Below are 20,123 nucleotides of genomic sequence, written 5' to 3' on the forward strand. Positions count from 1 at the left end.
ATTATAATATGATACAGGCTGAGTCACGAAGGAAATCGGGGCGATGCCACAGCCCTCTCTGGAAGGACGAGGTACGCCAAAAAGGGGAGCCGGAGGCTCCCCTTATCCTGCATTGATTTACAATTCAAAAGTTGGTATTATAGAACTTGTGACTCTAAAAAAATACAAATAAAAATAATAATCCTATACGGATTTTATCACATTGGGATGAGTTTGTCAAACATTAAAAAGGGGATGGATATCGGCATGGATTTAAACGATCAGGACTGGCAGCAGGAGCAGGAGCGGGTAACTCAGGTCACCGGGAAAATCGCCCGCCGCAAAAAAGCGCTTGAAGCGGAGGTCGGAACGGTCCGGGGAGATGTCGTGGAGCTGAGAAAGGATTTCTGGGATGAGGTCCGCGTCAACTTCAGCAGCGCCGACGACCTCGGAGAGACCTCGACCAGTTTGCGGCAGCAGTCCCAGGTGCTGTCGGAGCGCGAGCGCAGCCATCTGCAGGCTTTTGAATCCTTGAAGAAGCTGCGGCTGCTGGAGAAATCGCCGTATTTCGGCCGGATTGATTTTACGGAAAACGGTCAGAAGCAGACGGAACAGATTTATCTTGGCATCGCTTCGTTTCTGGATGATGACCAGGAGACCTTCCTTGTGTACGACTGGCGGGCTCCCGTCTCCAGCCTGTACTACGACGGTGCGCCCGGGCCGGCTTCCTACCAAACACCCGGCGGCGAAATTGAAGGGACGATGGAACTGAAGCGTCAGTTCGTCATTAAGGACGGCAGGATCGACGTTATGTTCGACACCGGCGTCACAATCGGCGACGAGCTGCTGCAGCAGGTGCTCAGCCACAGCTCCGACAGCCAGATGAAAAGCATCGTGGCGACGATTCAGAAGGAGCAGAACGCCGTGATCCGGAACGACAAGAGCCGGATGCTGGTCGTGCAGGGGGCGGCCGGGAGCGGCAAGACGTCTGCGGCCCTGCAGCGCGTCGCCTATCTGCTCTATAAATACAGGGAAATTTTGAAGGCCGACCAGGTGCTTCTGTTCTCCCCCAACCCGCTGTTTAACAGCTATGTCTCCACCGTCCTGCCGGAGCTGGGCGAGGAGAACATGATGCAGACGACGTTCCAGGCGTACCTGGAACACCGGCTCAGCAAGGAATTCGACCTGGAAGACGTGTTTTCGCAAATGGAGTCGATTCTGAATGCGGAGGAAGGGGAATGGCTCGAGAATAAAAAGGCGTCGATCGCCTTCAAGGCCTCGCCGGCGTTCCTGAGCATCATCCGCAGCTACAAGGATTATTTGGAGCATGACGGCATGATCTTTAAGCCGATCCGCTTCAAGGGGCATCTTATCGTTTCGGCTGAAGCGATAAAAGAGAAATTTTACAGCTATGACCCTGCGGTTCGCCTGGCCAACCGGATCGAGCTGATGCGGGAGTGGCTGCAGAAGGAGCTTGCCGCTTTTGCAAAGCAGGAGCGGAAGGCGGCCTGGGTCGATGACCAGATTGAGCTGCTCAGCGCGGAGGAATACCAAAAGGCGTACACCCATGTCCGCAGAAAGCTTGCGTCCAAGAAAGACACCTTCGACGATCACGAGCGCGAACGGAACCTGCTGGCCAAAATGATCGTCAACGAGTGGCTGAAGCCGGTTCGCAAATGGATCAAGCGCAAGCGGTTCGTCGACGTAAAGGCGCTGTACCGTGAGCTGTTCGTCAATGAGGAGCTGTTTGCCCGGGTCAGCGGTACAGGCGATTTGCCGGAGCGGTATCATGAGATCGGCGCCCAGACGGTTCAGGATCTCATGGTGGGAAGGCTGTCCTACGAGGATGCGACGCCATATCTGTACATGCAGGAGCTGATGAAAGGCTTTCAGGTCAACAGCCTGATCCGGCACGTGTTCATCGACGAAGTTCAGGATTATTCTCCGTTCCAGCTGGAATACCTCAAACGGCTGTTCCCGCGGGCGCGCATGACGGCGCTGGGAGACCTGAACCAGGGAATCTATCCGCATACTGATGTACTCGGCGGGAGTTTGGCGTCACTGCAGGAACTGTACGGCCCGGAAGAGACGGAGGTCATTTCGCTGACCCGCAGCTACCGCTCGACGTATGAGATCGTGGATTTTACCCGGAGCATGATGCCGGGCGGGGAAGCGATCGTGCCGTTTAACCGGAACGGGGAGAAGCCGCTCGTACGGGTTCAGCAGGACCGGGAAGAGCTTCATGACCGGATCGTCACGGACATTATGGAGCTGAACGCCAAAGGCTATGAGCACACGGCCATCATCTGCAAAACGGCGGAGGAGTCCGAGACGGTCTACGAAGCGCTGAAGGACCGCCTGCCGCTGAAAAGGATTACGAAAACGACCCCTTCCTTTGCTAACGGGACGCTGGTCATTCCGTCCTACTTGGCAAAAGGGGTCGAGTTTGATGCGGTCATCATCTATGACGCGTCGGAAGGCGAATACAGCCGGGAGTCCGAACGGAAGCTGTTCTATACGGCCTGTACCCGGGCGATGCACCAGCTCCATGTATACAGCCTAGGCGAGCCCAGCCGCTTCATCACGGATGTGGCGGAAGATAAATACGTTTTGGCCTAGAGTCAGGCGTGGACCGGTAGTCCCGCCAAATCCGGCAGGTTCACACGGGTTCCGTCAGCACGTAAGCCTGTTCCTCGAACGGCTTGCGGTATTTGGACGGGGTACAGCCTTTATGATGCTTGAAGACGGTAATGAAGTAGCTGAGGTTGTCAAAGCCGACATCCATGGCAACCTCGACGATTTTTTTGTCGGTGTTCTCCAGCAGCTTACAAGCCTTGAGCACCCGGTAATGGTTGACGTATTCCACCGGGCTCTTCTGGGTCATCTGTTTGAAAAAGCGGCAGAAATGCCCTTCGCTCATGTTGATCTGTCCCGCCAGCTCTTTGAGCTTAAGCGGCTCGGCGTAATGATCATGTATATAATGAAGCGCGGTCTTCAGCCGCTCCACCTTGTCATGACTTCCGGTGGGGCGGCTTTTGCTGTTTTCGCCCAGCGGCGCCTGGGTCGACAGAAGGGCGAAGATCCGGAGCAGATGCGCTTTCGTCGACAGCTCGTAAGCCGGAAATTTGGCTTCGTTTTCGCAGATAATCCGGTGCAGCGCGTCCAAAATATCCTTTTCCCATTCCGATTTTCCGGTGATGTGCTGGCGCGGCATAAAGCTTTTTTTTATCAAGGGATCGATATATTTCTCCTGGATGATGTCAAAATCCGGGCTGCCGAGCAGGTCGGCGCTGAACACGACCGCTGAAAAGATGCACGGTTCTTCGGAGGCCAGCATCCCGGAGTGAATTTCCCCGCTGTTGACGAATAATGCTTCGCCTGCGCGGACCTCCACATACGTCATATCGAGCTGAAAGACGGCGCTGCCTTGATGCAGCACGATGAATTCCATCTCGTCATGCCAGTGGCAGTCCAGAATGCTCTGCCCGTTGAGCTGCTCGACTCTGGGGTAGATGCTGACGGGATACAGAGGATGTCCGTGCACGCGGTTTTCCCTGAGCGTTTCTCGATTCATATGATGTCACTTCCATTCCTAGCAAATATCAATATATTAATATATTTGGTCAAAATAACGTAAGAAATCTCTTCATTAGATCAATATTATTATAGTATAAACTCTAGGAGGGACGAAACATGAAATTCACGGACGGTTACTGGTTGATCCGGGAAGGCTATAACGTACAAAACCCTGCGGATATCCGCGATATTACCCATACAAGCGACTCCATGACGGTTTTCGCGGCGACGAAAATCATTGCGACCAAGGGCGACACGCTGAACGGTACGCTACTCAAGGCCGACTTCAGCTCCCCGATGCCGGATGTGATCCGCGTCAAGCTGTTTCATCATAAAGGAAAAGTAAACAAAGGACCTGCGTTCGAATTGTTCCCAAGCGATACCGATGTGCAAATTTCGGTGGATGAAGAGACCGCGGTGCTGACCAGCGGCCAGCTGAGCGTGCAGGTCAACCGCAAGCAGGGCTGGAACATCGATTTCAACTATGCCGGCAAGCGGATTACCGGCAGCGGCTGGAGAGCGCCTGCGTATATCCAGGATCCGGATAAAAAAGCATACTACCGCGAGCAGCTTGACCTGGGCGTCGGTGAGTACATTTACGGCCTTGGCGAACGCTTCACCCCGTTTGTAAAGAACGGCCAAGTGGTCGAAATCTGGAACGAGGACGGCGGCACGAGCAGCGAGCAGTCGTACAAAAACATTCCGTTTTATTTGTCCAGCAAGGGCTACGGCGTGTTCGTCAACCATCCGGAAAAGGTGTCTTATGAGATTGCTTCTGAAAACGTATCCAGAGTGCAGTTCAGCGTCGAAGGCGAATATCTGGAATACTTCATCATCGGCGGCGCCACGCCGAAGGACGTGCTGGACAACTACACGAAGCTGACGGGCAAGCCTGCGCTGCCGCCGGCCTGGACTTTCGGTTTGTGGCTGACGACATCCTTTACGACGGATTACGATGAAGCGACCGTCAACCACTTCGTGGACGGCATGGCCGAGCGCGATCTGCCGCTCTCCGTCTTCCACTTCGACTGCTTCTGGATGAAGGAATACCAGTGGTGCGATTTTGAGTGGGACAAGGATATGTTCCCGGATCCGGAAGGCATGCTGAGACGGCTGAAAGACAAGGGGCTGAAGATCTGCGCCTGGATCAACCCGTACATCGCAGAAAAATCGTACCTGTTCGATGAAGGCATGGAGAACGGGTACCTGGTGAAAACGCCGGACGGTTCCGTATGGCAGTGGGATTTGTGGCAGGCCGGCATGGGTCTGGTGGACTTCACGAATCCCGATGCGGTGAAATGGTACAAGAGCAAGCTCGAAGTGCTGATCGACCAGGGCGTCGACTGCTTCAAAACCGACTTCGGCGAAAGAATTCCGACCAACGTCGTCTATTTCGACGGATCTGATCCGGTGAAAATGCACAACTACTATACCTTCCTGTACAACAAGGCGGTATTTGAAGTGCTGGAAGACAAGCTGGGTAAAGGGGAAGCCGCCTTGTTCGCCCGTTCGGCCACGGTCGGCGGCCAGCAGTTCCCGGTTCACTGGGGAGGCGACTGCTCCGCAACGTACGAATCGATGGCGGAGACGGTCCGCGGCGGCCTGTCGCTCGGCCTGTCCGGCTTCGGCTTCTGGAGCCATGACATCAGCGGCTTCGAAAATACGGCTCCGCCGGATATCTACAAGCGCTGGGTGCAGTTCGGCCTGCTCTCGTCCCACAGCCGCCTGCACGGCAGCACATCGTACCGGGTGCCTTGGCTGTTTGACGAAGAGGCGGTCGACGTGGTGCGCAAGTTTACGAAGCTGAAATGCAGCATCATGCCTTATCTCTACAACTCGGCGGTGGAATCCACGGAACGCGGACTGCCGATGATGAGAGCCATGGTGCTGGAGTATCCGCAGGATCCGACCTGCTTCACACTGGATACGCAGTACATGCTGGGCGATTCGATTCTGGTGGCGCCGATCTTCAATAAAGAAGGTGACGTTCAATACTACCTGCCGGAAGGCAAGTGGACGAACTACCTGACAGGCGAGGTGCTGGAAGGTAACCGGTGGTACAGCGAGAACCACGGATATATGACCCTGCCGATGATGATTAAGCCGAACACCCTCCTTGCGGTGGGTAAAGAAGACAGCAGACCGGACTACGATTATGCCGACGGCGTCTCGCTGCATCTGTTCGAGCTCGGCGACGGCGCTTCGGCGCAGGCCGACATCGTGAATACGCTGGCCGAACAAGAGCTCAGCGTAACCGCATCCCGCAGCGGCAATGTCATCGAAGTGAAGGCCTCCGGGACCGGCAAGCCTTGGACGCTCGTGCTCCGCGGTATCGGCGAAGTGGCGTCCGTAGATCAGGGCACGGCGGCAAGCGGCGAACATGGTGCAGTCATTACACCTGCGGCCGGCGCTTCTTCCGTCACAATCACATTAAAGTAACGGGCTGCTGAGGCAGCTTAGGGATAGGACCGGACCGCAGATGGCTGCGGTCCGGTTTTTTAGAAATCAGAGCATTTAGCCGTGTTTTAAGCCGAATCGAGGAGATGTAATTACCAAGCCTGAACTGGGAGCGCATGCATATCCATGACTGAAAAGAACCACAATAAAACATGATTTATCATCGAACGTAAAGGTGGTTTTGTCATGGAAGACAAAAAATGGGATCTGGTGGCACTTGCCTCGATACCGCTCATTATGACGCTTGGCAACTCCATGTTAATTCCCATTTTGCCCGAGATATCGCAAAAGCTGCACGTCAGCGCCTTTCAGGTCAGCATGCTGATCACGGTGTTTGGCGTTGTGGCGATCGTGCTGATTCCGATTGCGGGTTATTTATCAGACCGGTTCGGACGCAAAACCGTCATTATCCCCAGCTTGATTATTGCCGCGGCGGGAGGAGCGATATCGGGGGCAGCCGCTTGGTGGACGGACGGAGCCACCGCTTACTGGATCATTCTTGCGGGCAGATTCCTGCAGGGTATCGGTGCAGCGGGGGCTTTCCCGATCGTGCTTCCGCTTGTAGGCGATATGTTTGATGATGAAGACGATGTCAGCAAAAGCTTGGGGATCATCGAAACCTCGAATACGTTCGGCAAGGTGGTCAGTCCGATTCTTGGTTCCGCGCTGGCTCTGGTGGTCTGGTTTTTGCCTTTTCTCGCGATCCCCGTTCTGTGCATTATTTCGCTGATTATGGTTGCTTTTTTGGTAAAAACGCCAAAGAAGAAAAACGAAAACAAAACGTCAATCAAGGAATTTCTGTCTGACACGAAGGACATTTTGCGTGAAAAAGGGCGCTGGCTGTACGCCATTTTCGCCATTGGCGGGATCAGCATGTTTATTACGTTCGGCGTGCTGTTTTTTTTATCGGAGACGCTGGAAACCAAATACGGCATGCACGGGATCGTAAAAGGCCTCGTGCTGGCGATTCCGCTAGCAGTGTTATGTCTGTGCTCGTTTATTGCCGGGAAGGTGATCGGGAAAAACAAAAAGAGGATGAAATGGACCGGCTTTGCAGGCATGGCGCTGCTGACGGCCGGATTGGTCGTTGCGGGATTCAGCAGCCAGATTACGTTTCTCCTGATCTTTTTCTCGGTCTGCGGAGCAGGCATCGGCACCACCCTTCCCTGCATGGACGCACTGATCACCGAAGGGATTGAGGAAAAGCAGCGCGGAACGATCACTTCTTTATACAGCAGCATGAGGTACATCGGGGTATCTCTCGGCCCGCCCGTTGTATCCCTTCTCATGAAGAGCACCCATTGGATCCTGTTTGGCTCGATGGCTGTGGTAGCGGCGATTGGCGTTCTGCTGACCCTGCTGGCCGTGAAGCCGAAGGAGAACAGCAGCAAGCCGGAGGATTCGGGCCGCAGCTCCCGAAGCAAGGGGCGGCGCGGAATCGGGTTGAGCAGACGGGTTGGTGCCCGCTGAGGGTGATCTTGGAATAACAAATGAATATGGATGATGCCTGACCCAATGAACGCGGCAGGTTCGGAAAATGTTTGTATTTTTCGGATCTGCTGCGTTTTTGTTTGTTTTTTGATGAAAAAAGGGTATAAAAACAAAACGATGTCTGCTATAATCAAGCCAATACAAATATAAACAAACAAAAACAAAAGAACTTATTGGAGGTTGTCCTTATCATGGTACAAAATCGATGGAATTCCGATGAAGCTTCCCGGCAGAAAGCCGGCGTTGACCAGCTGGTGTACCGGTCCAACCTGATCGGCAGTGACCGCAGTGTCTGCAACTGGGGCGGTGGCAACACGTCGCTGAAGACGGTGGAGCAGGACTTTCGCGGCCGTGATGTGGAGGTCATGTGGGTAAAAGGGAGCGGCTCGGACCTGGCGACGATGAAAGCGCAGCATTTTACCGGCCTGCGGCTTGAGGATATTCGTCCGCTGATTGAGCGTGATGAAATGTCGGATGAGGAGATGGTGGCTTACCTGTCCCACTGCATGATCGACAGCAAGCATCCGAGAGCGTCGATCGAGACGCTGCTGCATGCATTCCTTCCGTATCCGCACGTCGACCATACCCACCCGGATGCGATTATCAGCTTGTGCTGCGCGGATAACGGCAAAGAAATCGCCCATGAAATCTACGGCGATACGTTCGTATGGGTACCGTATATCCGTCCCGGGTTTACGCTGTCCAAAATGATCGCCGAAGGCGTCCGGAACAATCCGAATGCTCAGCTGGTGCTGATGGAGAAGCATGGCCTGGTGACATGGGGCCAGACGTCCGAGGAATCTTACAACCAGACGATCGCCATGATCCAAAAAGCGGAAGCGTATATTGCTGCAAAAGTACAGGAAGAGAAGGTGTTTGGCGGGCAAAAGACGGCGGCGCTGGCGCCTGCGAAGCGCAAAGCCCTTCTGGCCGAAGTGCTGCCTGTGATCCGCGGCGCGGTTAGCGACAGCAAAAAAATGATCGTCACCTACGACGATGCCGAAGACGTGCTGCAGTTCGTCAACAGCCGGGACGCGAAGGAGCTCTCCCAGGTGGGAGCGGCCTGCCCGGATCATCTGGTGCACACGAAGCGGGTTCCACTGTATATCGACTGGGATCCGGCTAACGGTGATACCGATTCGCTCAAAGCGGCGGTGCGTCAAGGTGTCGAAGCCAATAAGGAAGAGTACAAGGCCTATTTTGAACGGAACAAAAATGAGGGCGATGTCATGTCCGAGGCGGCTCCGCGCGTCATCCTCATTCCGGGGATCGGCATGGTCAACACCGGCAAGAGCCTGGATATGGCGGGGGTCAGCGGAGCTTTGTACCACCGGGCGATCGCGGTGATGAAAGGTTCTACGGCCTTGGGACAATTCGTATCCTTAAGCGAGAACGAATCCTACAACGTGGAATATTGGCCGCTTGAGCTTTACAAGCTGTCCCTGGCTCCGGCGGAAGCGGAGTTCTCCCGCAAGGTCGCCTTTATTACCGGCGGCGCAGGCGGCATCGGCAGCGAAACGGCGCGCCGCTTCGTGTCGGAAGGAGCTCATGTCGTTCTGGCCGACCTGAACCTGGAAGGCGCGGAACAGGTGGCCTCCGAGATCAATGCCAAATACGGTGAAGGCCGGGCCAAGGCTGTCAAGATGGACGTAACCCAGGAGGACATGGTCAGGGACGCTTTGGCAGAAACGGCTTTGACCTACGGCGGCGTGGACATCATCGTCAACAATGCCGGGCTGGCGACTTCGAGTCCGTTTGACGAAACTTCCCTGAAGGAATGGAACCTGAACATGAACGTCCTCGGCACGGGTTACTTCCTGGTAGCCAGAGAAGCGTTCAAGCAGATGAAGGAGCAGGGAATCGGCGGCAGCATGGTGTTTGTCGGCTCCAAAAATTCGGTGTACGCAGGCAAGAACGTGACGGCCTACAGCTCCGTCAAGGCGCTTGAAGCCCACCTGGCCCGCTGCATCGCGGCTGAGGGCGGAGAATACGGCATCCGCGTCAACACGATTTTGCCGGATGCGATCCTGCAGGGATCGGCCATCTGGAACTCCAATTGGCGGAACGAGCGGGCCGCGGCCTACGGCATCGAGCCGGATCAGCTGGAAGAGCATTACCGCAAGAGAACAACGCTGCTGGTCAACATTTATCCGAAGGACGTGGCCGAAGGGATTGCCTACTTCGCTTCCTCCAAGTCGGAGAAGACGACCGGCTGCATGCTGACGATCGACGGCGGCGTACCGGCGGCATTTACCCGGTAGGCAGTCGGTCTTAAAGGGGAAACTGGCGCAGATTGCACGTCTGATAGAAGGGAGCAGGTACCAGCTGAACAGGCATGTTTGGCGGGAGCCGCTCCCTCTCTTGCCATAACACACGGCAGACACCGGCTCGCTGCCGGCGCTCTGCCAGAATTTTGAGGTTAACCGCAAAGGAGGTATTACACCGTGAAGGTTTCGCTATTCATTACCTGCATCAGCGACGCGCTGTTTCCGCCCATCGGCGAAGCGATGGCCCGCCTGCTGGCGCGGTACGGCGTCCGGCTCGATTTTCCGCAGGTGCAGACCTGCTGCGGCCAGCCGGCCTTTAACAGCGGCTATTGGGATGAAGCCAGAGCTTCGGCGCGGACGATTTTGGAAGCGTTTGACGACAGCGATTTTGTGATCGCCCCTTCGGGCTCCTGCACCGGTATGATCCATCATTATTACCCCAAGCTGTTTGAACATGAGCCTCAGCTTCAGGAGAAAGCGCTGGCGCTGAAGGAGAAGACGTACGAGTTCACCCAATTTCTCGTTCAGGTGCTGGGCGTGACGGATGTGGGGGCCGTTTTTCCCCATAGAGTCACTTATCACCCGTCCTGCCACGGTTCCCGGCTGCTCGGCATCAAAGACGAACCGATGCAGCTGATGGCCAGCGTCCAGGGCATGGAGCTGATTCCGCTGCCTTATGCGGAAGACTGCTGCGGCTTCGGCGGGACGTTCGCCATCAAGATGAGCGACATCTCGGGCGCTATGGTTGAAGAGAAAACCCAGCACGTGCTGGAGACGGAGGCCGAGGTGCTGGTCGGGCTGGACATGGGCTGCCTGCTGAACATCGGCGGCAATCTGCATTATCAGGGCAAGCCGGTCCGGGTCATGCATCTGGCGGAACTGCTGTATGAGGGAGTGAAGCACCGTGAGCAAACCGCAGGGGTCTAGCGTAAAAGAGCGGGCGGAGACCGCCCTGAAGGACGAATTTCTCGTTAACGCCGTCAAGTTTACGACCGAAAAGCTGAAAAACGGCAAGAAGGCGGCGACGGCGGAACACGGCAACTGGGAGGAATGGAGGGAGCGGGGGCGGCAGATCCGGGCCCATACGATCGCCCACCTCGACTACTATTTGAACCAGTTTGTGAATAATGCCAGGGAGCAGGGCGTGCATGTGCATTTTGCTCCCGAAGCAAAGGACGCCGCCCGAACCGCGGTAGAGATTGCCAAGCATAAGCAGGCCAAGTCGGTCGTCAAGTCCAAATCGATGGTGTCCGAGGAAGTGCATATCAATGAAGCGTTTGAGGGCATCGGTATCGAATCCATCGAAAGCGACCTGGGCGAGTACATCATCCAGCTGGCGAATGAACCGCCTTCCCATATCATTATCCCGGCCATTCACAAAAACCGGTATCAAATCGCCGAACTGCTGTCGAAGGAAGCGGGAGAAACGCTGGCACCGGACACGAAAATTTTGGCTGGATTTGCGCGGCGGAAGCTCCGCGACAAGTTTCTGGAAGCCGACATCGGGTTAACCGGGGCCAACTTCGGCATTGCCGAGAGCGGATCGATCGTCATTTTTGAAAACGAAGGTAACGCCCGCATGGTGAGCACGGTCCCGAAAACGCAAATTACGTTGATGGGGATGGAGCGGCTTATTCCGACCTGGGATGACCTCGAAGTGATGGCGACGCTTCTGCCGCGCTCGGCGACCGGACAGAAGCTGACCGTGTACATGTCGGGCATCACGGGGCCGCGCCGGACAGTGGATGGAGACGGCCCGGAGGAAATGCATATCATCATCGTCGACAACGGCCGCTCGCTGCAGCTCGGGGATCCGGATTTCCAGGAGCTCTTGAACTGCATCCGGTGCGGGGCATGCCTGAACGCCTGCCCGGTGTACCGCCATATCGGGGGGCATTCGTACCCTGGAACGTACAGCGGGCCGATCGGAGCGGTACTGACGCCGGCGCTGAACAAGAATACCGAGGAGTGGCAGGACATCGCTAACGCCTCCAGTCTATGCGGCGCCTGCTATGAAGCCTGTCCGGTCAAAATTCCGCTGCATGATATGCTTGTCTATTTGCGCAACCGGAAGGTCGAGAGGGGTTATACCGCAGCCGGCGAAAAGCTGGCGATGAAAGGCTTCAAGATGCTGATGAAAAGCTCGGGCCGCTTTAAGCAGGCGGTGAAGCTCGGGCAGACGGGCCAGAAGCTGCTGGTCCGGGACGGATATATCCGTTCCCAATTTGGCCCGCTCAAGGGCTGGACGGCGTACAGGCACATTCCTGCGCTGCCTAATAAATCGTTCAGGGAACGCTGGCCGCAGCTGGACGCCGAGGTCGGGGCCAGCCTTCCGCCGATGCCGGAAGCGATGAAGTCCCGCATGGAGAGAATCGTCGCCGGCCGGAAGGAAAGGGGGATGAAGCGATGAGCACATCCGATCCGTCATTTTTGGAGAAAATGGAGCAGCAATCCCGGGAGCAGCAGAAGCGGTTCATCGGCCATATCGCCAGCCGTCTCGGTCGTGGGGGGTCTTCTGAATCCCGCAAGCCGGAGCATCCATATCGTGGCGCACCGGATTTTTGGAACCGCTACGAGCTGACGCATGAAGAGCGGATCGAGCGCTTTATGGGGAACTGGCGTGCCGCCGGCGGCCATACCGAGCGGGTGGCCGGCTGGGAGGAGCTGTCCGGCGTCGTGACCCGCACCCTGCAGGAGCACGGGGCACAGTCAACGATCCGCCAGGACCTTCCGGAGCTGGCCGGACTCCGGCTGGAACAGCATTTGCCGGAGCTTGCGCACCGGGTGTGGAACGGGCAGGATCCGGACGCCTCCCTGGCCGCTGCGGCCTATACGGATGCCGGGATCGTGCTTGTTGATGACGCGGTGGCGTATACCGGCTCGCTCGTGGTCACATCATCGGCGGAGAAGGGACGGTCGGTGTCCCTCCTGCCTAATCTGCTGATCGCCATCGTCCCGGCGGAGCGCATGAAGACGCGGCTCGGCGAGATCATGGGCCGCCTGTCCCGCAGCGCCGGGGAGGGGCTGCCGGCTGGGGTGCACTTTATCTCGGGGCCGAGCCGCTCCTCGGACATCGAGAACGACCTGACCATCGGCGTTCACGGGCCGGGGATCGCCTACGCTTTGATTGTCGGATAAGCCGATTCGGGAGTGTCCCCGCTGAAAGGGGCATGGGGATAACACGTTGTCCGGGAACGGGCAAATCTATATAATGGGTGTACGATAGAACGAAAGAGGGAAGCTATGTTAGTTGCGGAACGTTATGATACCATCGTGCGGCTGGTCAATGAGCGCGGCAGCATCCGGGTGTCGGAGCTGAGCGAGCTGTGCGGCGTGACCGAAGAGACGATCCGCCGCGACCTGGACCGGCTGGAGCAGCAGGGCAAGCTGCGGCGGAGCCATGGCGGCGCCGTTAGCGTCAAAGAGACCCAGGCGGAGACCCCGTATTTCGAGCGGGAGGTCATCCATCAGGACGAGAAGAGGCGGATTGCCGAAGAGGCGGTGCGGCGGATCGAGCCGCGGGACCGCATCGCCCTGGATGCCAGCTCGACGGCGTGGTATATGGCTTCGATCCTGCCGGACATTCCTTTGACCGTGGTTACCAATTCCATCAAGGTTGCCCTGGAGCTGTCCTCCAAAGAGAAGATCGAGGTCATTTCGACGGGCGGCATGCTGGCAGCCCATTCCTTGTCTTACGTCGGCCCGCTCGCCGAACGCGGCCTGGAATCCTATTATGTGGATAAGGCGTTTATTTCCTGCAAAGGCGTGCACTTGGACCGCGGAATCAGCGAATCCAACGAGCTGCAGGCGATGGTCAAGCACCGGATGATCCGGCAGGCGAAGACTGTGTACATCCTGGCCGACGCGAGCAAAATCGGCGTGCAGGCGTTCACCCATCTGGCCGATTGGGCCGAGGTGGACGTGCTGATCACCGACGGTCATGTTGAGGAGATGGACGCATCGCTGCTCCGGGAGAAATCGATCGAGCTGATCATTGCGGGGACAGGTAGCGCTGCAGGATAGTCCGTACCACCGCCCGATCACCAATAGGAGCAGTAAGAACCCTCCCGCAGTGCTGGCTTCCAGCGATTGTGGGAGGGTTTGATTTTGATAAAGAAATAAGAAGCAGCTGAGATAATGGCGGCGAAAAACTCATAAGACTCCTACTTATAAAAGCAGCCCTGCCGGGAAACTCCCAGCCGGGCTGCTTTTATAAGTGTGCTGTTCGAACGTTACTCGCCGGCCTTCGCCTGGCTTTTGGCCGCTTGAGGCACTTTCTCCCAGTCGGCCAAGAAACGCTCGATCCCGCTGTCGGTCAGCGGATGCTTCCACAGGGACGGCAGCAGCGAGCCCGGAATGGTCGCGATGTGGGCGCCGGCGATGGCCGCGTCCTCCACATGCTTAATGTTGCGGATGCTGGCCGCGATGATTTCGGACGTCATGCCGTAGTTTTCGAGGATTTGCTTCAGTTCGCGAATCAGCTTCATGCCCTCGACCCCGATATCGTCCAGGCGTCCGACGAACGGGCTGACGTACGTAGCCCCGGCCTTGGCGGCCATCAGGCCCTGTGCGGCGGAAAAGATCAGCGTCACATTCGTTTTAATGCCCTTTTTGGTCAGCTCATGACATGCATACAAGCCGTCTTCGGTCATCGGCACCTTGATGACGACGTTTGGTGCCCATTCGGCAATCTCGTACGCTTCCTTCAGCATGTCTTCGGCTTTGGTGCCGATGACTTCGGCGCTGACCGGGCCGGAGACGATGCTGCAAATCTCCTGAATGACCTCTTTGAAATCCCGGCCTTCTTTGGCGATCAGGGAAGGGTTGGTCGTTACCCCGTCCACCAGTCCCAGGCGGGAGATCCGTTTGATTTCGTCGATGTTGCCCGTATCCAGGAAAAACTTCATATCACTGATTCCTCCTTCGGTTATGAAAAGATATGGCTATCGGTTAAAATAAAATTTATAATAGTGTGTATCATAACTGATTTATGACACAATAATTATTTAAACCATGCTGCCAGTGATATAACAATGAAATTGCAGCTTCAGGTGATTTTTCTCAAAGGAGAGGATTCCCATTCAACTAACTCCGAGACAGCTGGATATCGTGGAACTTGTGCGGGAGCATGCGCCCGTTACAGGCGATCAGATCGCTGAGATGATCGGCCTCAGCCGCCCGACCCTGCGCGCGGACCTGTCCCTGCTCACGATGCTGGGCTTGATCAGCGCTAAGCCGAAGGTGGGGTATTTTCCCGGCGATACGCCAAGCTCCCAAGGTGAGTTTGAACAAAGATTGCAGCAAATATACGTGAAGGATATATACAGCACTCCCGTGACCATCTCCGAGCATGCGACGGCCTACGATGCCGTAGTGCAGCTGCTGTGCGAGAATACGGGCACGCTGATGGTGACCGGAGAGTCAGGTGAGCTGAAAGGGGTTGTCTCCCGCAAGGACGTGCTGAAGCTGACGATGGGGCATGCGGATTTGAGCACAATTCCCGTCGGTTTGGCGATGACCCGCCGGGCACACATGGCGGCCCTGACGCCTGAGGAGACCGTGCTGGATGCGGCTGACAAGCTGGTGAAGCATCAGGTGAACTGCCTGCCGGTCGTTTCCGGCGTGGGAGACAGCATGATGGTCGGCCGGGTCACCAAAACGGATATTTTACGCGTATTGATCGGTCTCGCGGGTAAAGGCGGTTCGCCGGCCCCGAATTAAAGATTCTCTTGAACATACTACTACAAGACACAGTAACTAAAAAAGCCGGCTGCTCCCATCCCGTATGGAATGGAAGCAGCCGGCTTTTGCCATTGGCCGTTACCCGTCTTGGAAGCAGCCTTACGTATTCGTCCGACAGCTTCATCAGGTTCAAAATATAGTCGTAATCCTTCCGGTATTTCGAGAAGTCGGTGACAGGCAGCATCGTCTTCAGGGAGATGGCGGTGCCATCCTCAAAGCCTTTGCCCGGCACAAACAAAATATCATTGTTGAAGAAGGAGCCTGTCGGCAGATAATACCGCATACCGACGACGTTCTTGTTGATGTTGAGCAGGTCGTGGCCAAATGCGGTAAAGTGCTTGTCCTTGAGCGAAATGCCCAGCAGGTTCGCCAGCGTCGGCATGATGTCGAGCTGACCGCCGACCTGGTCGACGACCTTGCCCTGTTTGCCAGGAATATGCATGATCAGCGGGATGTTGAAGCGGGTAATCCGCTGGTCATAAGGGATACCAAGCGCCTGCTTGATGACCGCCGGATCGTTGTCCTGCGGCTGTAGCCCGAAATGGTCGCCATAAATGACGAGCACGGTGTCGTCCCACATGCCTTTCGCTTTCAGACCGTCGATCAGGGTGCCGATTGCATAGTCGGTGTAATTCACAGCCGTCAGGTAGTCCCCCAACTGGGTTCCCTGGATGGAATCGGGGACCTTGATTTTTTTGCGGTCCTCCGGCACCTTGAATGGAAAATGGCTGGAAGCCGTGACGAACTGGGCGTAAAACGGCTTGCCTTGCTCATGCAGCTCGGACAGCTTGTCCAGACCGACCCGGTACAGCTCCTCGTCCGAAGCGCCAAAATCGTTGAAGTGATCGTTCTTGTACGACTTTTTGTCGTAATAATTCGTAAAGTTCAGCGCCGGGTAGAGCTGGTCCCGGTCCCAGAATTTCACGTCGTTAACGTGAAACGTATCGGCCGTATAACCGAGCTGCTCGAGCAGACGTGGCATGCTCGGGAGCTCCCGGTCGCCGAAGCCGCTCGACATCGCAACGGTGCCGGTCGGGTAGATCGACGTATTGCTCATAAATTCGGCGTCCGACGTATTGCCTTGCCCGATCTGCTGGAAGACATGCGGAAAGTACAGGCCGCCGTCAGCCAGTTGGTTCAGCACGGGGGTGAGCTCCTGGCCGCCCGTCGACAAATGGATGGGGAAGTTCTGGAACGCCTCCATTTGAATGACGATGACGTTTTTGCCCTTGGCAGCTCCAAACATCGCCGGCTTGTCTTGTGCAGTCCTACTTGCGTACGGGTACGACTGCTCGGCCTGGCCGACCTTTTGCACGGTCTCGTCCAGATTGCCGGAGGCGATCATGCTGTTCTCCTCGCTGGCTCGGATCCCGGCGGCAACCTGGTAATCCAGGAAGCCGAGATGCTCCGCCTGCATCAGCTCATTGGTGATGGAGCGGTCAGCATGAATGTACAGCGCCGAGACGATCAGGCCGATGACGCCGAGGGCTGCCGGCCAAATTTTACGAAGCCGCGTGCGCAGCGAAATCCGCAGCGGTACCCAGCGGCCGATCAGCCATAAGAGAGCGACGATCACGACGTCGGCAAAAAATAAATAGTTCTCCATTTCGATTGTTGACTGAACGCTTTCCTTGATCTGCAGCACCTGCTTCAGCTCGGACAGCGCCGTATAGGTCGGCACCGAATTGAAATGCTGAAAATAAAGCGCCGACGCAAACATGAGAATCGAGAAAATGGCGTTAAAAATCCAATAGACCCATCCCTTCGCTTTCGCGGGGGTTATCAGCTCAATAATGCACAGCAGCACCAGCAGCGCAGCCGCGTCGGCGGTGATCCGGCTCCACAAAATATCATGGAAGAAAAAGTACCGGAGCAGCAGCAGCTTGAGCAGCAGGACGACGAAAACGGCGATAAAGGGCGTCTTCGGTCTGGAATAAGTGGAACGGAAGTCGATCATACCTGCTCCTTTCTGTTTCATTACAGTGTTCGTTGGTATTTACAAGTATAGTCATGTTAAACCCGATTTTACATACCGCGAACACTAAATTAACACAAAAAGGGCGCGCTGTTAATCATTTTTGGTATTGCGGACCACAAATGCCATAAAAGAACACATGAATCATATCCTCTGTAAACGCCTCGGGATCCTCACTCTGATTGACCAGATCCAGCATTTTTTCGTACTGCTCCGTCATCATGCCTACATAAAGAAGCACCATTTGGACGGACACTTTCTCTGAAATTTCTCCGCGCTGCTTCCCCTTCTGCACAAAATTGGTGATCAAGGGAATGGCACGTTCCTCATACTGCTGCTGGATAAACCGGTTGATTTCCGGGTCGGCTTCGATCAGCTGCTTGAGCGCGGATGGGGTGAAGGGCAGCTTTAACCGGCTTTTTTGAAAAATAATGTATTCGATTTTTTCCTTCAGCGGCGCATCGCCCGTCAGCACGCTCTCATACTCCTCCATCAGCATGGCGACAAATTCCTTAAACACTTCGCGGAGCAGCGCTTCTTTGCTGCCAAAATAGTTGTATATGGTGACCTGCGACACTTCTGCCTTGGCTGCGATATCCTTAATGCGGATTTGCCGGGGTTCCCATTCGCCCAGCATTTCCAATACCGTTTGTTTGATCTTTTGTTTAATCTGCACTGCCCGCTTCTCAAATCCATTCATTTCTAACGAACCATCCTAACTATTTTAAAATAGGTCATCGGCTTGATCGAATGAACGAAGAATATCGGCTCTCGCCGGTTCGATCTAATTAATGAAATTATAACACAAAAATATTTCATAAAATGTATTGACGGTGGAAAGCGGCAGGCGTATGATCCGATTATGAAATATCGGAACAAGAATATTTCATAAATTTAAATGCGCATTGGAGGCGCTGGCATGCTGAGCGTTGAACATGTAACCAAGATTTTTCCGAACGGGAGAGGCATCCGGGACGTCACCTTTTCGGTCCGCCGCGGTGAGGTGTTCGGTTTCCTGGGACCGAATGGAGCCGGCAAATCCACGACGATCCGGCATATCATGGGCTTTTTGAAGCCGGATCAAGGCTCCGTAAAGGTATGCGGCTACGACACGTGGAAGGAACAGGGGCGGTTTCAAAAATATATCGGCTACCTTCCCGGCGAAATCGCGTTTATCGAGGGGATGACCGGCAAGGCGTTTCTGGATTTTATGGCAGGCATGCAGGGCGGCGTCGATTCGGCTTGGCGCGATGAGCTCATCCGCCGGCTGCAGTTTGACGTCCGGACGCCGATCCGGAAAATGTCCAAGGGAATGAAGCAGAAGGTCGGGATCGTTGCCGCCTTCATGCACCGGCCGGAGGTCATTATCCTGGATGAGCCGACGTCAGGGCTGGATCCGCTCATGCAAAAAGTGTTCATCGAGCTCGTGCTGGAGGAGAAGGCAAGGGGGACGACCTTCCTGATGTCCTCGCATAATTTTCCGGAAATCGAGCGGACCTGCGACAGGGCGGCGATCATCAAGGACGGCGAGATCATTGCGGTCAAGGATATCCATGAGCTCCAGTCGATGCAGCGCAAGCTGTTCGAAGTGACGTTCGAGACGGAGCAGGAGCTGGACGATTTCATGAAATGCGGCCTGAAGATCGATTCCCGGGAAGGAAATCGCGTGCGGGTGGCCGTTCAGGGCGACGTGGACCGGTTTATCCGCGAAACCGCCCGCTTTCACGTCCGCAATATCGATGTGTTCACGCAGAATCTGGAGGACATTTTTATGGATTATTACGATCGGGAGGGTCAAACGCCATGAATATGCCGCTGTACAGACAAATGCTTGCGATTAACCTCAAAATGTTCATGAATTATGCCGTCGGATCGGCCTTTTATATATTGTTGATGTTTTGGATTTATCCGGGAATCGCCAAAAACAGCGGCAGTTTGAATTCGCTGATCGATGCGATGCCGGAGGGCTTGGGCAAGGCGTTCGGCCTGGAAAACGGCTTCGGCAGCATCGGCGCGTTTATATCCGGCGAGTATTACGGCCTGTTGTATCTGCTGATTCTGTCCATCTTCTGCATTCTGGTTTCCACGCAGCTGATTGCCAAGCTTGTCGACCAGGGCTCCATGGCGTACCTGTTGTCGGCTCCCACCACCCGGACGAAGGTAGCCCTGACCCAGGCGGCCGTGCTTCTCTCCGGACTGGTGCTGATATGCGCGGTCACGACATTGGCCGGGTTTGCCGGGTACGCCTGGTTTATCGGGGATCTGGGGGATTTCGACGGTACCGGCTTTGTGCTGCTGAATGCAGGCGCCCTGCTGCTGTTCTTCTGCATCGGAGGCATTTCTTACTTGATTTCCGCCTGCTGCAATGACGAGAAGCGGGCGCTGACGCTCTCGGGCGTGATCACCATCGGATTTTTCAGCCTGAACCTGATCGGCAAAATCAGCGGGCAGCTCAGCTGGATGCGGCATATTTCGGTCTTTTCCTTATTTGATCCCGGCGAGATCGTCGGCAAAACGGCGGATTGGCCGGTGTCCATCGCGGTTCTGGCCGGCCTGGGCGCGGCAGCCTTCGCCGCCGGCATGATTATTTTCCGGAAAAGAAGCCTGCCGCTGTAAATCAAGCTATACTAGGGGGA

Annotated in this window: 15 protein-coding genes; 11 read left to right on the forward strand and 4 right to left on the reverse strand. The window is 55.6% G+C overall.

Features of this window, described 5'->3' with window-relative positions; genetic code table 11:
* Nucleotides 1-246 precede the first annotated feature (246 nt).
* On the forward strand, nt 247-2,598 hold the full coding sequence (gene helD / locus ABIE48_RS08340) for an RNA polymerase recycling motor HelD (protein ID WP_192715340.1): 2,352 nt from the start codon (nt 247-249) through the stop codon (nt 2,596-2,598).
* A 40-nt stretch (nt 2,599-2,638) separates the two neighbouring features.
* Here the strand turns inward: helD and ABIE48_RS08345 are convergent, their stop codons facing one another.
* Nucleotides 2,639-3,553 (reverse strand): AraC family transcriptional regulator, encoded by a 915-nt coding sequence (locus ABIE48_RS08345; RefSeq protein WP_192714786.1) that lies wholly within the window; start codon nt 3,551-3,553, stop codon nt 2,639-2,641.
* A gap of 119 nt (nt 3,554-3,672) precedes the next feature.
* Between ABIE48_RS08345 and yicI the strand changes: the two genes are divergently transcribed.
* The 7 genes from yicI to ABIE48_RS08380 all read left to right on the forward strand — a co-directional run bounded on the left by yicI (nt 3,673) and on the right by ABIE48_RS08380 (nt 13,793).
* The gene (gene yicI, locus ABIE48_RS08350; RefSeq protein ID WP_145022090.1) at nt 3,673-5,994 is read left to right on the forward strand and encodes an alpha-xylosidase; all 2,322 of its coding nucleotides are present in this window, start codon (nt 3,673-3,675) and stop codon (nt 5,992-5,994) included.
* Nucleotides 5,995-6,198: 204 nt separating this feature from the next.
* Entirely contained in the window at nt 6,199-7,482 is a 1,284-nt protein-coding gene (bcbE, locus tag ABIE48_RS08355; protein ID WP_192714785.1) for a bacillibactin exporter BcbE, read from the forward strand.
* A gap of 212 nt (nt 7,483-7,694) precedes the next feature.
* Nucleotides 7,695-9,764 (forward strand): bifunctional aldolase/short-chain dehydrogenase, encoded by a 2,070-nt coding sequence (locus ABIE48_RS08360; protein ID WP_192714784.1) that lies wholly within the window; start codon nt 7,695-7,697, stop codon nt 9,762-9,764.
* A 183-nt stretch (nt 9,765-9,947) separates the two neighbouring features.
* Complete coding sequence (locus tag ABIE48_RS08365; RefSeq protein ID WP_076168430.1) at nt 9,948-10,697, forward strand: (Fe-S)-binding protein; 750 nt, start codon at nt 9,948-9,950, stop codon at nt 10,695-10,697.
* Nucleotides 10,675-12,180: a LutB/LldF family L-lactate oxidation iron-sulfur protein gene (locus ABIE48_RS08370; protein ID WP_192714783.1), complete on the forward strand. Its 1,506-nt coding sequence runs from the start codon at nt 10,675-10,677 to the stop codon at nt 12,178-12,180. The genes ABIE48_RS08365 and ABIE48_RS08370 overlap by 23 nt, the downstream gene beginning before the upstream one ends.
* The gene (locus ABIE48_RS08375; protein WP_192714782.1) at nt 12,177-12,908 is read left to right on the forward strand and encodes a LutC/YkgG family protein; all 732 of its coding nucleotides are present in this window, start codon (nt 12,177-12,179) and stop codon (nt 12,906-12,908) included. Before ABIE48_RS08370 ends, ABIE48_RS08375 begins: the two co-directional genes overlap by 4 nt.
* Nucleotides 12,909-13,013: 105 nt before the next feature.
* The gene (locus tag ABIE48_RS08380) at nt 13,014-13,793 is read left to right on the forward strand and encodes a DeoR/GlpR family DNA-binding transcription regulator (RefSeq protein ID WP_145022079.1); all 780 of its coding nucleotides are present in this window, start codon (nt 13,014-13,016) and stop codon (nt 13,791-13,793) included.
* Nucleotides 13,794-14,002: 209 nt separating this feature from the next.
* On the opposite strand, the gene fsa is transcribed toward ABIE48_RS08380, so the two are convergent.
* Nucleotides 14,003-14,677, reverse strand: a complete 675-nt coding sequence (gene fsa / locus ABIE48_RS08385) for a fructose-6-phosphate aldolase (RefSeq protein ID WP_076168422.1) — start codon at nt 14,675-14,677, stop codon at nt 14,003-14,005.
* A 166-nt stretch (nt 14,678-14,843) separates the two neighbouring features.
* Between fsa and ABIE48_RS08390 the strand changes: the two genes are divergently transcribed.
* Nucleotides 14,844-15,491, forward strand: coding sequence for a CBS domain-containing protein (locus ABIE48_RS08390; protein ID WP_145022077.1), 648 nt, complete (start codon nt 14,844-14,846; stop codon nt 15,489-15,491).
* On the opposite strand, the gene ABIE48_RS08395 is transcribed toward ABIE48_RS08390, so the two are convergent.
* Both ABIE48_RS08395 and ABIE48_RS08400 read right to left on the reverse strand, forming a co-directional pair.
* Nucleotides 15,421-17,469 carry an LTA synthase family protein gene (locus tag ABIE48_RS08395; protein WP_354518694.1) on the reverse strand — a complete coding sequence of 683 codons (2,049 nt, stop codon included), beginning with the start codon at nt 17,467-17,469 and terminating at the stop codon, nt 15,421-15,423. The two genes, ABIE48_RS08390 and ABIE48_RS08395, sit on opposite strands and share 71 nt — an antisense overlap.
* A gap of 115 nt (nt 17,470-17,584) precedes the next feature.
* Complete coding sequence (locus ABIE48_RS08400; protein ID WP_192714781.1) at nt 17,585-18,187, reverse strand: TetR/AcrR family transcriptional regulator; 603 nt, start codon at nt 18,185-18,187, stop codon at nt 17,585-17,587.
* 219 nt (nt 18,188-18,406) lie between these two features.
* Here ABIE48_RS08400 and ABIE48_RS08405 point away from each other — a divergent pair, with 219 nt between their 5' ends.
* Nucleotides 18,407-19,294 carry an ABC transporter ATP-binding protein gene (locus ABIE48_RS08405; protein ID WP_192714780.1) on the forward strand — a complete coding sequence of 296 codons (888 nt, stop codon included), beginning with the start codon at nt 18,407-18,409 and terminating at the stop codon, nt 19,292-19,294.
* Entirely contained in the window at nt 19,291-20,103 is an 813-nt protein-coding gene (locus tag ABIE48_RS08410) for an ABC transporter permease subunit (protein WP_192714779.1), read from the forward strand. Before ABIE48_RS08405 ends, ABIE48_RS08410 begins: the two co-directional genes overlap by 4 nt.
* Nucleotides 20,104-20,123 lie beyond the last annotated feature (20 nt).

Source organism: Paenibacillus sp. OAE614, from assembly GCF_040546645.1.
GTDB lineage: Bacteria > Bacillota > Bacilli > Paenibacillales > Paenibacillaceae > Paenibacillus_AQ > Paenibacillus_AQ favisporus.

What these genes read in the sequence shown, in the direction of transcription:
- helD (WP_192715340.1), top strand. Translation starts at nt 247, where the DNA reads ATGGATTTAAACGATCAGGACTGGCAGCAGGAGCAGGAGCGGGTAACT.
- ABIE48_RS08345 (WP_192714786.1), bottom strand. Translation starts at nt 3,553, where the DNA reads ATGAATCGAGAAACGCTCAGGGAAAACCGCGTGCACGGACATCCTCTG.
- yicI (WP_145022090.1), top strand. Translation starts at nt 3,673, where the DNA reads ATGAAATTCACGGACGGTTACTGGTTGATCCGGGAAGGCTATAACGTA.
- bcbE (WP_192714785.1), top strand. Translation starts at nt 6,199, where the DNA reads ATGGAAGACAAAAAATGGGATCTGGTGGCACTTGCCTCGATACCGCTC.
- ABIE48_RS08360 (WP_192714784.1), top strand. Translation starts at nt 7,695, where the DNA reads ATGGTACAAAATCGATGGAATTCCGATGAAGCTTCCCGGCAGAAAGCC.
- ABIE48_RS08375 (WP_192714782.1), top strand. Translation starts at nt 12,177, where the DNA reads ATGAGCACATCCGATCCGTCATTTTTGGAGAAAATGGAGCAGCAATCC.
- ABIE48_RS08380 (WP_145022079.1), top strand. Translation starts at nt 13,014, where the DNA reads ATGTTAGTTGCGGAACGTTATGATACCATCGTGCGGCTGGTCAATGAG.
- fsa (WP_076168422.1), bottom strand. Translation starts at nt 14,677, where the DNA reads ATGAAGTTTTTCCTGGATACGGGCAACATCGACGAAATCAAACGGATC.
- ABIE48_RS08395 (WP_354518694.1), bottom strand. Translation starts at nt 17,469, where the DNA reads ATGATCGACTTCCGTTCCACTTATTCCAGACCGAAGACGCCCTTTATC.
- ABIE48_RS08400 (WP_192714781.1), bottom strand. Translation starts at nt 18,187, where the DNA reads ATGAATGGATTTGAGAAGCGGGCAGTGCAGATTAAACAAAAGATCAAA.
- ABIE48_RS08405 (WP_192714780.1), top strand. Translation starts at nt 18,407, where the DNA reads ATGCTGAGCGTTGAACATGTAACCAAGATTTTTCCGAACGGGAGAGGC.
- ABIE48_RS08410 (WP_192714779.1), top strand. Translation starts at nt 19,291, where the DNA reads ATGAATATGCCGCTGTACAGACAAATGCTTGCGATTAACCTCAAAATG.